13 protein-coding genes are annotated in these 14,967 nt (G+C 34.7%); 5 read left to right on the top strand and 8 right to left on the bottom strand.

Annotation, left to right across the window (positions count from 1 at the left end; all coding sequences use genetic code 11):
- The first annotated feature begins 355 nt into the window (after window positions 1-355).
- Entirely contained in the window at window positions 356-1,081 is a 726-nt protein-coding gene (locus tag PN497_RS21605) for a cytochrome b/b6 domain-containing protein (protein ID WP_096566205.1), read from the top strand.
- Window positions 1,082-1,107: 26 nt separating this feature from the next.
- Here PN497_RS21605 and PN497_RS21600 read toward each other — a convergent pair whose 3' ends face one another.
- The gene (locus PN497_RS21600) at window positions 1,108-1,857 is read right to left on the bottom strand and encodes a DUF5131 family protein (protein WP_096566203.1); all 750 of its coding nucleotides are present in this window, start codon (window positions 1,855-1,857) and stop codon (window positions 1,108-1,110) included.
- Window positions 1,858-1,900: 43 nt separating this feature from the next.
- Window positions 1,901-3,166, bottom strand: coding sequence for a three-Cys-motif partner protein TcmP (gene tcmP, locus PN497_RS21595; RefSeq protein WP_096566201.1), 1,266 nt, complete (start codon window positions 3,164-3,166; stop codon window positions 1,901-1,903).
- 307 nt (window positions 3,167-3,473) lie between these two features.
- Between tcmP and PN497_RS21590 the strand changes: the two genes are divergently transcribed.
- The gene (locus PN497_RS21590) at window positions 3,474-3,677 is read left to right on the top strand and encodes a hypothetical protein (RefSeq protein WP_096566199.1); all 204 of its coding nucleotides are present in this window, start codon (window positions 3,474-3,476) and stop codon (window positions 3,675-3,677) included.
- 29 nt (window positions 3,678-3,706) lie between these two features.
- On the opposite strand, the gene PN497_RS21585 is transcribed toward PN497_RS21590, so the two are convergent.
- The 3 genes from PN497_RS21585 to PN497_RS21575 all read right to left on the bottom strand — a co-directional run bounded on the left by PN497_RS21585 (window position 3,707) and on the right by PN497_RS21575 (window position 11,281).
- The gene (locus PN497_RS21585; RefSeq protein WP_096566197.1) at window positions 3,707-4,834 is read right to left on the bottom strand and encodes a hypothetical protein; all 1,128 of its coding nucleotides are present in this window, start codon (window positions 4,832-4,834) and stop codon (window positions 3,707-3,709) included.
- A gap of 356 nt (window positions 4,835-5,190) precedes the next feature.
- Window positions 5,191-8,607 carry an acetate and sugar kinases/Hsc70/actin family protein gene (locus PN497_RS21580; RefSeq protein WP_096566195.1) on the bottom strand — a complete coding sequence of 1,139 codons (3,417 nt, stop codon included), beginning with the start codon at window positions 8,605-8,607 and terminating at the stop codon, window positions 5,191-5,193.
- Between the two features lie 115 nt (window positions 8,608-8,722).
- Complete coding sequence (locus tag PN497_RS21575; protein WP_096572590.1) at window positions 8,723-11,281, bottom strand: dynamin family protein; 2,559 nt, start codon at window positions 11,279-11,281, stop codon at window positions 8,723-8,725.
- 315 nt (window positions 11,282-11,596) lie between these two features.
- Between PN497_RS21575 and PN497_RS21570 the strand changes: the two genes are divergently transcribed.
- Window positions 11,597-11,860 carry an AbrB/MazE/SpoVT family DNA-binding domain-containing protein gene (locus PN497_RS21570; RefSeq protein ID WP_096572589.1) on the top strand — a complete coding sequence of 88 codons (264 nt, stop codon included), beginning with the start codon at window positions 11,597-11,599 and terminating at the stop codon, window positions 11,858-11,860.
- Window positions 11,847-12,242, top strand: a complete 396-nt coding sequence (locus PN497_RS21565) for a type II toxin-antitoxin system VapC family toxin (RefSeq protein WP_096566193.1) — start codon at window positions 11,847-11,849, stop codon at window positions 12,240-12,242. The genes PN497_RS21570 and PN497_RS21565 overlap by 14 nt, the downstream gene beginning before the upstream one ends.
- A 125-nt stretch (window positions 12,243-12,367) precedes the next feature.
- Here the strand turns inward: PN497_RS21565 and PN497_RS25985 are convergent, their stop codons facing one another.
- From PN497_RS25985 to PN497_RS21550, 3 genes are all read right to left on the bottom strand, one after another.
- Window positions 12,368-12,823, bottom strand: a complete 456-nt coding sequence (locus tag PN497_RS25985; protein ID WP_409349338.1) for a ribbon-helix-helix domain-containing protein — start codon at window positions 12,821-12,823, stop codon at window positions 12,368-12,370.
- Between the two features lie 424 nt (window positions 12,824-13,247).
- Window positions 13,248-13,787, bottom strand: coding sequence for a hypothetical protein (locus tag PN497_RS21555; RefSeq protein ID WP_096566190.1), 540 nt, complete (start codon window positions 13,785-13,787; stop codon window positions 13,248-13,250).
- Window positions 13,784-13,978 (bottom strand): DUF4365 domain-containing protein, encoded by a 195-nt coding sequence (locus PN497_RS21550; protein ID WP_246605398.1) that lies wholly within the window; start codon window positions 13,976-13,978, stop codon window positions 13,784-13,786. The genes PN497_RS21555 and PN497_RS21550 overlap by 4 nt, the downstream gene beginning before the upstream one ends.
- Window positions 13,979-14,153: 175 nt before the next feature.
- On the opposite strand from PN497_RS21550, the gene PN497_RS21545 reads away from it, so the two are divergent.
- Entirely contained in the window at window positions 14,154-14,900 is a 747-nt protein-coding gene (locus PN497_RS21545; protein WP_334310685.1) for a cyclase family protein, read from the top strand.
- The last annotated feature ends 67 nt before the right edge of the window (window positions 14,901-14,967 follow it).

Below are 14,967 nucleotides of genomic sequence, written 5' to 3'. Positions count from 1 at the left end.
TATCTTCAAGCTTGTATGTGTCAACAAATTAGTTATGTTCATTGGATGGAAGATATCATGAGATGTTGACATTTTCACCCTTAATAGGACTACTATAACTGAATATGTAAACTTTTGTAACGACATTCAACATTTCTGATAAAATATATACAATTTGCTAACTGCTAACTTTTGAATTTTAACTTTTGAATTTTGATTTACTTGGAAATTTCTTATCTTCTTCTTTTTTTCTTCCTTTGTGTCCTTTGCGTTCTTTGCGGTTCGTTCATCAAAAAATATTCATCCATCAGATTAGATTGCGATTAGCACTAGAATATTTTAAAATTATACATTATGAAAATTAAAAATTGTTACCATGACTCGTTCAGCACCCTATCAACCTCTGTTATTACGTATAATACACGGTGTCAATGGCATTTTAGTCATTGCAGCTATTATCACCGGATTCTTAGTTTACAACACTTTTGATCAAAGATTCGGTAAACTTCCCATTCCTAAAATCGACCCAATTCAGGGTATTCACGGAACTGCGGGTTTATTCTTTTTACTGTTATTACCTGCTTTCGCTCTCTATAGCTTTCATGCTGGTGAAAGGCGGTTATTACAACAAGATTCTATCCAAAAACTCTCACAATTTAATAAACCAATTTGGTGGGTGAGTCTGCAACGTTTAGCAAATACTTTGATGTTAATTGCTTCAGTTTTAGCAGTTGTATCTGGCAGAATGATGAAAGAAGAATGGCTACCGGTAGGGGAACTTGATCATATTTGGTATTATTTCCATTTAACAGCTTGGGTGATCATGGTTTGTTGTTTAGCCATTCATCTTTTAATGTCTGCTAAGGTGGGTGGTGCGCCTTTGTTATTATCAATGTTTTCATGGCAATTTCGCCCAGAAGATAGTCCAAAAAATTGGTTTAGTCGGTTGCGTGGTTGGTGGGGTAATTTTCCTAATAATTTGAGTGAGAAATTTAATCAGTTAATGCAAAGTAATTTGGTTCTGAGAATTATTGAGGTGTTTGTTTTGTTGGGAATTATTGCTGCTTTTGTGTTACCTTTGTTTTTCTCTGGTGGTGAATAAGCACAGAAATTGAATCATTTTGATTTTTATTTTCTTGATAATACTGATACCTTCTTTTTGCTTTCTGCAAATTTTGGAAATTCATCCCAAGTTCTACCATCCAGTTCTCTACCAAATTTTTTCTTTTGCACTCCTCCCCACTGCTTAAAAAAGAATGGGACATCAGCTTGTATACATTGATCTCTAATATCTCTCACCCATTCAATATTTAGAGGACGAGCGCCTATACCAGATTCTCCACCAACAATAACCCAATGTAAATCATCTAAACACAGTTTTAAAGAACCTAAAAGCGGCTCACAGGACAAAAATCTAGTTTTTGCAGGAATTTCTTTTAATATTTCGCTTCTCCAAGTCCAAGCTTGAGATTCTACACTTACTCCAGCCCAAACGTTAGCAGGCCATTCTTGTAATATTTGAGATATTTCTAGCATCCTTTGTGGACGTTTAGTTAATAGTTGGAATTGATGCCAATGAGCCTCTTTCATAACATTAAAAACTTTGATGATAAATTCTTCAGAAATTTCATCCAGAAACAAATCACTCATGGAATTAACAAAGATTAAACGTGGTTTTTTCCATGAAAGAGGCATGGTTATTCTTTCTGTCCAAGATTTTACATCAAACCCCTGTTCATAAGGATGGCCTGGAACACCACGCCACCTTTCGGCAAACCTTTCTGCATAACAATTCTGGCAACCTGGGCTAATTTTATGACAGCCGGTTGTAGGATTCCATGTAGCTTCTGTCCATTCTATTGTTGAAGATACTGACATTGAATTTTACTCAAGACGAAATTTTAGGTTTATTGTATTAGTATTATTTTACTATTCTGATGTTATTTTTCAAAGTTAATTGATTTTTTGATCCTAATTCTCTAGCTTTTATGATACCTTCTTCATACAAATTGAGAAATATTTCTCTATATTTAGTTCGACTCAAGTATCCAAGGTTGCCAATTTCCAGAATAATTAAAGTTATGGCATTTTCTAAGGTCATCCAATCTTGATTTTTTCTGCGTAAAATATCAATTATTTGGGGTTTAATTTTGGAAATACGCTCATTATTTTGACGTTCCCATTCATCATCCATAAATTTATGATATTTACCAGTTTTATCATCTTGATGGAATAGCAATTTATTTTCTTGATAAATGAAATCATTTAATAAAACACCAAAAGCATCTTCAGGATAATTGCTACCAACTACAATATGATACTGTGGTCGAGTATCATTATATTCTTCTTTGATTTCAAAACTAGCTACTCCTTTAAAACGACTTTCCTGTTGTAGTCTATCTTTGAAATAATTCAGCGCCCATTTTTCAAATTTTTGTTCTTCATTTTGGTATTCGAGCCACTTTTTTTTCCATTCTAAATCTGAGTTATCACCTAAAAGGTGAGTTAGATGTTTAGTATATGTTTCCGCAGTTTTCTGTTCTTTATAATCTTTATAAATTGTCTTATAAAATCCTGCATTGCGAGCTACTGAGCGATTATGAAACAACAAAAATAATTCTCCTTTGTATTTACTAACATAATCAGCTATGGAACATATTTGCTCAAAAGTAACTCCTTGCACTCCAAAAGTATCTAAAAAAAATATTGTTGGATAGTTTTCTAGTTCATTCATGATTTGAGGTAATATCTTATCAAATTTTTGAGGCTCATAAATTTTGTAAGATAATCCTTCACCGATTAAACTACAGTTGTTATGAAGTTCTAAATTACGTTTTTTATCTTTCTCTGTAAAAAAGCATCGTAAATTAACACGATTTTCATCTTTAAATATTTTTGCTAATTTAAGGGCTATTAAAGGTGAACCATCATTATCTGAAAAATTAGTTTGATACGTTTGCCAAAACTTAGAACTACCTACAAAATTCTCAATCCCAATTCCTTCATCATATTTACCTTTTCCTGAAAACCCATCAACATAGTTAAGATACATATTACTACTGCCTAATTTATAGCAAAAAGCCTGTATATATCTGAGCATGATCCTATGTTTGGTAGCTGTCCACGTTCTTTTACGATTGAAATATTCTGGTTGTTCATCAAATATAGATAGTTGCTTCACAGACATTGCTAAACCTCAAAAATCAATAAAATACCTAACTGCTTGATTATACGTTAGCAAATGCCAGTCAAAATTGTCAAAAATATAACTAATTATTAAGTAAAATCTCTAAAACTTATTTTTCAGGGAATAATATCTGCTCAAATAAATGCAAATTTCCTGATTTTCATCTTCCTAAAACAGCAAATTTAAAACTTGTTGAAAATGTGTTTTTCTACCTAAAGAAACATCAGTAAGGCTACCTATAGCAAGATATAGAGAATTGGATAATTTTTCAAAATAGGGTGGCATAAGTCTTTACAGGAATCACAATATGAGACACTTAGCACCCTTAGCTTTATTAGCATTTTTGGGAACTGCTGCGGTGATTGCAATACCCAAACAGTTTCAAGCTGCAAACACACAACAAACTCTATTAGCCCAACAAACCCCTTCTCCTTCCACTCCTAAACCTGATCCCACTCCTACAACTCCTACTCCTACTCCTTCACCCACTCCTACACCTGATATGCAGTAAACAGAAGTAATTATATGGTATTGCGGTTTTCATCGTAAGGATCGAAATAGCACCCGCCCCGGATGTTCTTCTTGATTGATTCGTGTGTATAACCGCAAACAAGTTAATACTTCTCCAGGTGTTCCACCATGATCTAGCTGTACATCATCTTTGGAATACGCGCAAATATCAGCATAAAGTCCTGATAATTGTCTAATTTTCACATCATGACTGGCTTTTATGGCTTTATTGGCTACTTTTTTCAATATACGTCGTGATTCTTGTTGTAGTTTTCCCCACCAGGAATAACGTTCTGCTGGGGGAACAAACACTAGGGAATGTATGGCTTCATCCATGTCAATCCAAGCACGTAGATTAATGATGGGATCAGTGTTTTCTTCAGTTTTTTGGGTGCGTTGTAGGCGATCGCTCAATGCTTCTAAATAAAGTTGACGTTGTTCTGGTTGGGATTTTAAGGAAACAACATCAAAACTAAATACACTTTTTAAAGCATGATGTAAATCAGGATCTATCTCTATAAATTTAGTATATAAAAGTAAAAATCCTGCTAATAATTGCAAATCTTCTGAATTATATAACGGAGCAATTTCTGATTTAAAAAACGCTTTTTTTGACAAACATAAACCTTTAGCTTGAACAGTACCATTTAAACCAGGATAAATAATTTCATCCCGCACAAAAGGGAATTGTTCAATATTTATATAATCTTCTGTTGCACCGACTTTTTGCGCCATTTCTAAAGCGCGTTTTTTCCAATTTGTGGCTAAATCTTCAGGAACTCTTAACAATTTGCGGTGAATTTCATTCCATAAATCACCATCATTTTGACTTTGTAGGGGTGCATTTCCTAAATAAAAATTTAATTCTAAATCTGTATTAAAAACTTCCCTGAGTTCATTTAATACATTTAATACATTTAATAATTGCTCAGGTTTAGCTTCATCAATAACTACATTTTCTGGACTTTCTGTAATTACTTCAGGTTCTAAAAGATTGTGAATTTCTAGAATGACATTTTCACATAAATCATTACCTGGATCATTTGGATACTCTATCCGGGCTTGATTTAAAGTAGCTTGTAATCCGTATAAACTCAATTTTAATAATTGAGAAATTTGAGAATTTTCTGTTGCTAATAATTGTTGTATATGTTGCATCATGGCAAGAAAATATTTGAGGAGTCAGGAGGAAATTCAATAATTGACAATCGACAATTATATTTAATTTCAAGGCAGAAAATTGAAAAGGTTTTTCTCTCTTATTCCCCTTAAAAGAAGAGGTTTCAACCTTACAGCTATTTTCAGGTAAATAAACCACATTTTGATTTAGGTTTCGTGTCAACAATGTAGGGGCGTTCGCGAAGCGTGCTGGAAGCATCAGCATTCGGACAATTAATTATCGGTTTTTACCTAAGACTATCATCCGAATGCTTCGCCCTTACTGTGGTCTAAAGACATGAAAACTGCTGTAAATCAAACAATTTTCAATTATCAATTATCAATTATCAATTGATTTAATGTATTCCACAGAAAGGATCGCGTTCTTTATCTATCTCATTAGGTTGTAATTCTAATTCTGCACGATAAACACATCCTTCTTCTTGTAAACATTCTTGATTAGTTGATGTCCAATAAGGTACTTCACCAGCGTGCATTCTTAATATACCTTGATTGTCGAGTGTAACATGATATTGACAAGGGTAATCTGTGGTGATGTCTGGTTTACTAAGTGCGCCGATGCGTATCCATTTTTTAGTGTTGGTTTCGCTATCTGTTTGATAAATATAAAAGGTGTGTTGACCATTTTGGGGGAATGGTGGTAAAGGATTACTAATTAACCCTTTTCCTGGTTCATTAACACCATCTTGTAAATAGTGAAATGTTTCCAGTTTGGGATTTTGATTATTATCAACTGCAAATACTAAATGATAAGCATTTGGTTGATCTACTGTTGCTGATTCTAATACGTTGACGGCAATATCACCATCTTTTAAATCTTGATGAGGTTGTTCAATGGCAATATTCCATTTTAATTTTCCATCGGTGAATAAATCAGTTGTTTCTGATTCTTGGTAAATGACAGAATTGATATCTATTCCCTTCTCATCTATTAAATAATGGGGATTCCCTTGACAGAGTAAAACACTAAATTGCAAAGTTTGATCAATTTCAAATTGGACTTTAATTTTTTTGAGAAATTCTGGTTCTTCCATTCCTAATTTCTCCATTAAAGTTTTACCGTCAAAGCTACCCCATAAACGCAATTCTCCATCTTCATAGTCTTGACGATAGATAATATTTGTTAATTGGATACCTTGCCAATTTGTCCGCACTTTAGCTACACTTTCCCCTGCTGCAAGTTGATATAATTCTTGTCCAGCGTTGAATATTCCTAATAGTTCGTTACTTTGGGTTTTGCGTTTAAAGTTGCACGGTAGATAATAAAATAGGTTTTTGACATCTATTTCTAGTTGGTTTGCACCTTTACGCAATAAATTTTTTGATTCTTCGGGATCAAATCTTAATCTTCTTAATTTTTCAGCGTAACAAGCACCTGCGGAAGTTGCTAATTTGGTAAATTCTAAAACAAAGGTAATCCGTTCTGGATTCCAAACAAAATAAGGAGATTTGCTAAATTCTTGGTAAATTTGTTTTTGCACTAAATCTAAATTGCAAGTTTTACCAGAAAGAATTAACCAATCTACTTTTTGTTTATTGTCTGCATTTAAACGGCTTTCCATCAAACCTTTAGCAATACCTATTGCTTCTTTAATAGCCGAAATTGCAGCCCGTTCAAATTGTTGACTATCTATGGTTATAGAGATAGCATCAGGGATAATAATTTGGAATTTAACTGCACTTTGGGCAAGGATTTCACTAATTTGTTGTTCGGAAAGGGTGAAGGTTAATAAAGAACCATCTCCTGGTAATTTTTGCCCTAATTTGAGTTTAGCAGCTTCGGCATAATCCCAAAGAGTGTAAAATGTTTGGAGGCGTTGGGGTGCTTGTTGCCATCGGGTTGGTAAGACTTTTTCGGCTGTATCTAAAGCATCTTTGAAAGCAACGTCACCTTCGGGATTTTCTTTATCTACACATTTTAATAAACTACCGCTTTTAAATTTGCCATCTTCTAAAAAGCGTTCGTTTAATTCGGCGTTGATTAAATCTTCTAGTTTGTCGCTTTCGATGTCTCCGTTAGTTATTGCTGTTAAGAGAAAATCAGCGATCGCAACTTTTAAAAGTCTAAAAATGCGTAAGGTAATTAATTCACCACCTAATTGTAAATGTCCTGAAGAACCTAATAATTTCGGAGTAAGTTTATAATAACGTCCACCTAAACCCCGATCTTCATGATCTGCAAAAAATGGAGTTTTATCTTCTAATGTGAGTTCAATTAATGCTAAGTCTGTTGTACCTCCACCAATATCTAACACTAAAACATTTTGTGACCATTTATTTTTTTCTTGCCGACAACGAGTTTTAAAAGATTCAATACCAATATTTAAGTTACCACCAAATTCTCGCCAAAGAAAAAAGATAGCTACAGAAACCGCTTCATCATAAGCTGTTTGGACATCATCTATTCCTAATTCTTCGACTAATGCTTTAATTTCTTTTCTCACTACTGGAGGTGCAACGGTAGGATAGGTGAAAACTCCTGTTAATAAATCTCCTTCGGAAAATCTTCTTCTGGCACGTTGACGATAATCTTCTGTTAATTCAATTAAATGCGCCCATGCTGCTTGAATTAATTGGTTAACTTGGATGTTATTTTCTGAGTCATTTAAGATAACTGGGAAAGTTCTATTTTGTCCAAAATAACGTTTGGGTGAATGATGAAATCTGCTGATTATATCTTTAACTGAAGTGATTGTACCTTGGGCAATGGCTTTTTTTCTATTGTCTCTTGCTTCTCTCCCCATTTGCAATTTTAAAGGTTCAACTTGGGATACTTCCATTTCGCTGGGAATTTCTGTTTCCCGTCTGTCAATATCCAAAACTACAGGAATCAAATTTTGTGATTCTAACGTAGGAACACGAAAAACTTCATGATATATCTGATAAAGTTTTTTGCTAACAGCACGGCGAAATCTGTCACTATTTCCTAAACATAATTCAATTTGGCGAATAGCTTCTAAAAATTGTTCTTTGTTATCATTTTCAAAAACTTCGCTTAATTCTTCTGGTTCAATTTCTAAGTTTTTACTAATATTCGCAATGAACTTTTCCCACTCGTTCACACCGATATCTGGTAAAGCTAAATTAGCAGGAGAATTTAACCACTCTGCTAATCTTTGACGCAATCTTAATTCTTGTTCTCTGGGTAAAACTTCCGCAATAGGTACTTCAATGGGATCAAAAAGTGTCACTGTAGAATTAGAAGTTCCAAAATCTACCGCAAACCAACCCGGAAATCTTTTTTTGGGTTTTTCATTGAGTTTTTCACTCAATTGTTGACTTAATTTATTGAGATAGGTATCTAATTCAAAAGGATTCATAGTTTTATGGTTAGTTATGGTTTTGTGAGTTATTGATTGAAAATCAGGTGTAAACCAAAGATTACAGGAAACACCCATATTTTTCTTAATAGATAATATCGGTTTTCCGGTAGCATCAGAATCAAAATACTCAACAATCACCTGTAAATCACAGTTGACTGTTTCGTTTAAAGGTTTCTCTAACTGATAAGGATATTGTCCTAATTGACACAAATTAGAGATTTTTTGGGGTGTAGCAGAGTTAAAATGTTTATAAGTTTGTTGAATTTCCGCTGCTAATTCTATGGGTGTTCCTTTGACGCTACAAGTAATGCGAGAGATATGGGGAATATTACTATTGGTGGCGACAATTTGGATAGCAGGTAAATCCAAACTTTGATTTTCTTTAACTCGTAGTTGATGTTTGGGTGGAAGTATAATTTCCACAGGCATAAATGAATTTTAGATTTTGGATTTTGGATTTTGGATTTTGGTAGATGCAGAAAACAGCCTAATACTAATACCTCTTCCCTGTTCCCTATTCCCTATTCCCTGTTCCCTTCTTCAGCTAAATATACTCATAAATATCACTCTCATTAATTGATGCAATATCCGCAAGAATTTCTAACCAAGTGGGAATTGCTAATTCTGGGGTTGAGTCTCCAGCAGCAATATATCTGAGTAGTTCATCTTTTTTAGACAGGTTTTGCAAACTGGGAATTATTTGATCTAAAATTCCTTCTAATTCTGCATTTACTTGTTGATTAACTTCACTCACATATTGCACGAGATGTAAACTAGCACTAGCTGTAATTTCATCCCGCAATCTTAATACAAAAAGTTGATGATTTGCATTGCGAGATGAGGTTTGATTTCTTTCAGGAGACCAATCAAATATTTGTCCAATACTGTGTTTTTCATCCCGTCGCGCTAGGGGAAACATCATATCAGGAGAAATGGATTTATCTTGATTATTAATTTCTCCAACAATTGCTTCTTTCCACTGATTTGGATCACATCCTAACAACAGTTTATAAAATAAATCTGCGGCTTCAACTCCAAAGTTATCTTCTATCAATTCTTCCATCTCTGGATTAAGAATTGTTTGAATTTTCTCCCGTTCTAATACTACTTGATGGGCTAATTTATTCAACAAGTCTACTACAGCTTGACGAATGCGATCGCTGGCAAATTCTTCTAGTTCTTTAACGCTTTTTTCAAACTCTGGATAAAAATCATCACTTTTGCTAGGAATAGAATTATTTACTCTATTTCCCCGTTCAAATAATTTACCCGCCGCACCTTTAGACTCTGCTAAGGTAATTGTGCCATTTTGGCATTTATTAAATAACAATGTCCACTGACTCCAATTGAGAATCCTATAGGTTAATTCATCTTTGATCACATCACTAACCACCACTCCCCGTCTATCTTTGAGTGGTTCTTTACCCAAGTCTTTTTGAAAGCTTCTGTAGGTTTTATCTAAACTTTCAATTGCCAAACGTAACTCCATTAAATCTGGACTATCTGCTGTAGGTATACCTTGTTCATGAATTTCTGCCAGGATATATTTCAGTTGTTCTTGTTGTTGATGAATCACATCTGCCGCCCTGCGAGTATCCTCATATAATTGTTTTAAACCATGAGTAGCTACATGATTTTGAATCAAGTCCCGCAGTTTACTAACACCCCCATCTTGGGCAAAATAACCTAACTGTTTACCTAGAGAATTACGAGGTTCACTTTCTAAAAGTTTATCGCTGAGTTTACCCCATTTTTCTTGTAATTTCTTGGAACGTTCCAAATAATCAGGATAATCTAAATTAGCTAAAAATTCTTCTGAACCAGCTTTGACTTTGGTAGAACGTTTGGCTAATTCTGATAAACCTAACAAGGGCGATAATAAAACAATGCGTTCTTTTTGAGTAGTAAAAGCTTCTGCACCATCAATAATAGTTTGCAGAACTTTTAATTTTTGAAAAACTACCTCTGTTTGTAAAGGTTGGGAATTAGGATGATCTTCAATTAAAAAATCTAAAATTCTTTCTCCACCTTCACTTTCTAAAGGTAATTGATCAAAACGTCCCACACCAACCAGAATTAAATCTTTTAAATCTTGCCCGGGGCGTTGTTGCTGCATCATGGTAAATATTTTATTAGCGCGATCGCTTCCCGGTGATTTACCATTTAATAACACTAAAATTGTCTGCACCTGTGTCAATTCTCGCAATGATAAAAAAGTATCTCTTGCACCAGAATTAGCCGCACCTAAACCGGGAAAATCTAGCAAAACAAATTCTTCCGCCCCGGTTAAATCCCAAATTTCTCTAGATATTTTGACCTCAATATCAACTCTACGAATCAGGTAAAAACTATTTTGTAATAATTGAGTTTGCAGAACTTGGGGTGCATTCGGTAAACGAATATGTGCCGGCGGTAAATCATCAAATCTCAAAGTTTGAATCGCCATCGGCAAATCAATTAATTGTAAACCTTCCTTTGCCGTTGCTGCATCAATATGATAATGCTTACCACACAAAGCCTCACCATAAGCTTGATAAGCCCGCAAAAATAATACTAACTCACGCAATAAATAGCGTAATTCTAAATTATTGGAACTCTTCCAAGCTTCCTCACACCAAAGAGAAATATCTTTACCAGTTTTAATTTTAGCAACTTGTAAAGGTGGTAAACCAGCAGCCACAGCCCGACGGTTTGCTTCTGATAACATGAAGTGTAAACACTCATTTACCCCTTCATGAGATAAATACTCAACGGTGTAATTATCTATTTTTGTTGTAGCAAAACCTTCTTGTGGTTTAATATGAATAGCAGTCACATTTCCCGTCGTCGGGTTTTCACTTACAGGTAAAGCATCCGCAAAACCAATTAAACTTCCTAACAGTAAACTTTTACCACTGCTAAACTCACCCATCACACCAATTTTCACAGGTGAAGTGGCCATTTCCACAGTCTTCTGTGCAGCTTCTCGCAAGCGCACCAGACAGTCATCCAGGCTAGTAGGGACCCAATCTTCTTGTTGGGAGGGGCGTTGGGGTACAGAGTCAATTTTGCGGAGGATAAACTCACCGTACTCTTTAAACCTGGTTAATTTGTCTAGTTCCATATAATCGTTACTGTCTAAATTCATTTTCTGAGTGGGTTATAACACAAAAAATGAAAACCTCCACTACTGATGCAACAAGGTTACAAATGATATGTGATAGGTGACTGGGAGAGTAGTTAGAACTTAATGGAAATAAAACCTCAAATATGTATCTGAGAAAATCGCATTTCTCGTAGGAGTTTATCAGTGCTAAACCTGTACAAAACGAGTGTATTTGTTTTGCTGATTAAAATGGATAACTGATACCAATTTTATGGGTTTTTGCTATTTATTTATGTGTTATAATTAGTGTTATGGTTTTATTGTTTAGACATTATGGAAATTACCAAATTGTCTCCTCAAGGAGAGGTCATTATTCCCCAATCTTTACGAGAAGCGCATCATTGGAATGCAGGTCAGGAATTTATTATTATTGATATGGGTAATGGGATTTTATTACAACCTAAAAAGCCTTTTCCAGTAACTAAGTTGGAGGATGTAGCAGGTTGTTTAAAATATGATGGTGAACCTGCAACCCTGGAAGATATGGAAGATGCTATTCGTCAAGGTGTTGAGGAAATGTGGCATGATTGCGATTGATACAAATATAATTGTCAGATTTTTAACTCAAGATGATGAATTACAGTTTCAAAAAAGTAGAGAGATATTACAAAATCATGATGTTTTTATTGCAGATACAGTCATCTTGGAAACGGAATGGGTGTTAAGGTTTAGATATAAGTTTAAACCTCATGATATATGTAAGGCTTTGAGAAATTTGTTTGGTTTACCTAATATTTACCTAAATAATCCTATTTTAATTGCTCAAGTAATTGAATGGCATGAAAATGGTTTAGATTTTGCTGATGCTTTTCATTTAGCTAATAGTCAAAACTGTTCTCAGTTTTATACATTTGATGAAAAGTTTGTTAAAAGAGCAAAGATGCTAACTCAGTGTGATGTAAAAAATCCTTGTGATTAGTTTGTTATTTCACGCGAAGGAAGATCAGTGGGATGTTTTTATTTTTGTAATAGTCTTTAAAATTAAGGAGTAAAATTTATGAAAGTGTTGAATTTAGGTTCTACTAAATATTCCATTTTCTATTTTTAATAATGGTCTTCATAAATACTTTCACGACTAACAGCATAATCAGATAAAATAGGTGCGTTTGCACCAACACACGCTGCAAAATCATCAGCTAATTCATCTAAAGCACTTTCCAATTCTTGATACTTTATTCCAAAATCTTCTAAATTTCCTTTATTTTTCCGTCTTGCTTCTTGAATGATTAACTGTTGTAAATATTCACTCGCTGAATTATAATTACCTGCGGCAATTTCTTCATCAATAAAACTTTTTAGGGCTTCAGGTACAGTGATATTAATATTAGTCATAGTGTTGAAGTTAGGTTGAACTAGGCTACTCTTAATCTTAGCATTTTTCGATTGTAATACTAGGTAGTTTAGCACTTTTTCCATCCCCTTGCGGGGAAGTTGATTTGGAAAGCATTCTTGGCGTTGAGAAAGCGCCAGAGATGGATAAGAAAATAAATGAGTTTCCATCCCCTTGCGGGGAAGTTGATTTGGAAAGCTTGAATACCCAGATCCCCTCTGGTTACAAATTAAAGTTTCCATCCCCTTGCGGGGAAGTTGATTTGGAAAGAGTTCACTTTTGGAAGCCTTACAGAGCAAGGGTTTCAGATCCCCATTTCGACACCACTTTTTTGATTCTCAATAAGTGCCAAAAAATTCTCAATAAGTAAGGCATTGTAAAACCGGAAACGCTGATCCTGTAAACGATCCACACCAGTCAACGAAGTTATGCGGTTTTCAAGGTTCGGGCTTGTGGTGTCGAAATATTTTTACCATTTCCAGTAATTTAACATATTCAACCTAGATTTTCAACCTTTACTTATCATTTCTTAAAAATTTTCTTCCTCAGTACCAAAAACCCATCAATATCTCTACCTAAACCCTATCTAAGCATTCAAATATTATCAATTTGAAAATTGTGGGGATTTTGTAAAATAAACTGGTCATTTTCCTTAAACAAATCGCCTGTACAACGAATTGGTAAACGTTCTTGATAGGCTTTAATAGCTAAAATATAATCATGATTTTCCAGTATAGTTTTGATTTGCCGCAGTTTATCAAATACCACGCCAAATAATTGAATTTCTCCTTTTAATTCTGTGGTGTTTGGTGTTTGAATCTGACTAACCACAGCTTGAATAGTTAAATTAGGTGCATCAGTAATAATTTCACCTAAAATATCGAATTGTGAGCGGTTTTCGGCTTTTGATAAGGTTTCAATTACATCATATATACGCTGGGAATAATCATCAAAGTTTTGGTCTACAGGTAATTGAATTTTGAGTTTATTCTCTGAATAGTTATCCTGTATCCAAATAGAAACTTTATTAGGAATAACACTTTGTTCATGCCAACCTTTAGATTTTAAATATTTATCTATTTGTTGAGGTTGTAAATGATTGAGAATTTCTACATCATTAATAATTGCTTTCATAAAGTCCCTCCTGTTTGGATTGTTTGCATTAAATTTTTTAAAGCATCAACTGTAAATACATTTTTGCGGGGTATATAAACAGTAAGGGTTTCGGTGTTTTGTGTTTGGGGTTGTTCACGTAATGAAACCCAGTAAGCACAGCGACGTAAACACAGTTCTGTTTCTGAATCATCCTGATAAATCCCAATCACCAATCACCAATCACCAATTCTGACAATTTACCTAAACTTAATCTTATGTTTGCACAACATTAACCTTTTAGGTGTTCACTAAGGTTAAATTCACTTTTTGCTGCAACATTTTAAACTTGTAATTAACCCCCAACCGACCTGGTATTTACAGGAATTGGGGGATTATTTATGATAAATAATAGCCGAATCACAGAGGAATATTACTATACAACCCCAACAGCCAAACAATATCACCTATTCCCGTGTTATCCACCTGAGTCATATAATTGACACAGGTATACCACAATGGCCTGGTGATCCTCCCGTCAAATTTACCACTGTAGCCGAACTACAAGACGATGGCTATTATCTGCGACGGTTTTCTATGGGTGAACATAGTGCTACTCATATCAATGCCCCTAATAGTTTTCACGGTGACGGTATCAGCATTGATGAATATTCCGCCCAGTCTCTTGTAGTACCTGCGGTAGTTATAGATATCTGTCAACAAGCAACAGAAAACCCTGATTATCTTTTAACTGTAGCTGACATTTTGACATGGGAAGCAGAATTTGGCACTATTAAACCCGGTTATATAGTGTTACTTTATACGGGTTGGCAACATAAATGGCTAGATAAAAACGCCTTCTTCAACCAGGATACAGATGGAAATATGCACTTTCCAGGGTTTAGCGGTAAAGCCACCGAGTTTTTAATTACTGAAAGAAAAATTGCCGGGGTGGGAATTGATACCCACGGTGTAGACTCAGGGCAAGATAATAATTTTACCACTAATAGTTTGATACTAGCAAAACCACGGATTGTCCTAGAAAACCTCACCAACTTAGATCAACTGCCACCCCAAGGCGCTACCCTAGTAATTGGTATTCTCAGGTTACGTGGTGGTTCAGGTTCTCCGGCTGCGGTAATCGCATTTTTTTAACAGTCACCAGTCACCAGTCACCAGTCCCCAGTCCCCAGTCCCCAGTCACCAGTCCCCAGTCCCCAGT

The sequence above is a fragment of the Sphaerospermopsis kisseleviana CS-549 genome, assembly GCF_028329225.1.
Classification (GTDB): domain Bacteria; phylum Cyanobacteriota; class Cyanobacteriia; order Cyanobacteriales; family Nostocaceae; genus Sphaerospermopsis; species Sphaerospermopsis kisseleviana.
This window is presented reverse-complemented; position numbering and strand designations above follow the sequence as displayed.

Bases quoted from the DNA above. Each gene is read 5' to 3' on its own strand.
- PN497_RS21605 (WP_096566205.1), top strand. From the start codon at position 356: ATGACTCGTTCAGCACCCTATCAACCTCTGTTATTACGTATAATACAC.
- PN497_RS21580 (WP_096566195.1), bottom strand. From the start codon at position 8,607: ATGCCTGTGGAAATTATACTTCCACCCAAACATCAACTACGAGTTAAA.
- PN497_RS21565 (WP_096566193.1), top strand. From the start codon at position 11,847: ATGATTGCGATTGATACAAATATAATTGTCAGATTTTTAACTCAAGAT.
- PN497_RS21600 (WP_096566203.1), bottom strand. From the start codon at position 1,857: ATGTCAGTATCTTCAACAATAGAATGGACAGAAGCTACATGGAATCCT.
- PN497_RS21590 (WP_096566199.1), top strand. From the start codon at position 3,474: ATGAGACACTTAGCACCCTTAGCTTTATTAGCATTTTTGGGAACTGCT.
- PN497_RS21585 (WP_096566197.1), bottom strand. From the start codon at position 4,834: ATGCAACATATACAACAATTATTAGCAACAGAAAATTCTCAAATTTCT.
- PN497_RS21575 (WP_096572590.1), bottom strand. From the start codon at position 11,281: ATGGAACTAGACAAATTAACCAGGTTTAAAGAGTACGGTGAGTTTATC.
- PN497_RS21555 (WP_096566190.1), bottom strand. From the start codon at position 13,787: ATGAAAGCAATTATTAATGATGTAGAAATTCTCAATCATTTACAACCT.
- PN497_RS21570 (WP_096572589.1), top strand. From the start codon at position 11,597: ATGGAAATTACCAAATTGTCTCCTCAAGGAGAGGTCATTATTCCCCAA.
- tcmP (WP_096566201.1), bottom strand. From the start codon at position 3,166: ATGTCTGTGAAGCAACTATCTATATTTGATGAACAACCAGAATATTTC.
- PN497_RS25985 (WP_409349338.1), bottom strand. From the start codon at position 12,823: ATGGAAACTCATTTATTTTCTTATCCATCTCTGGCGCTTTCTCAACGC.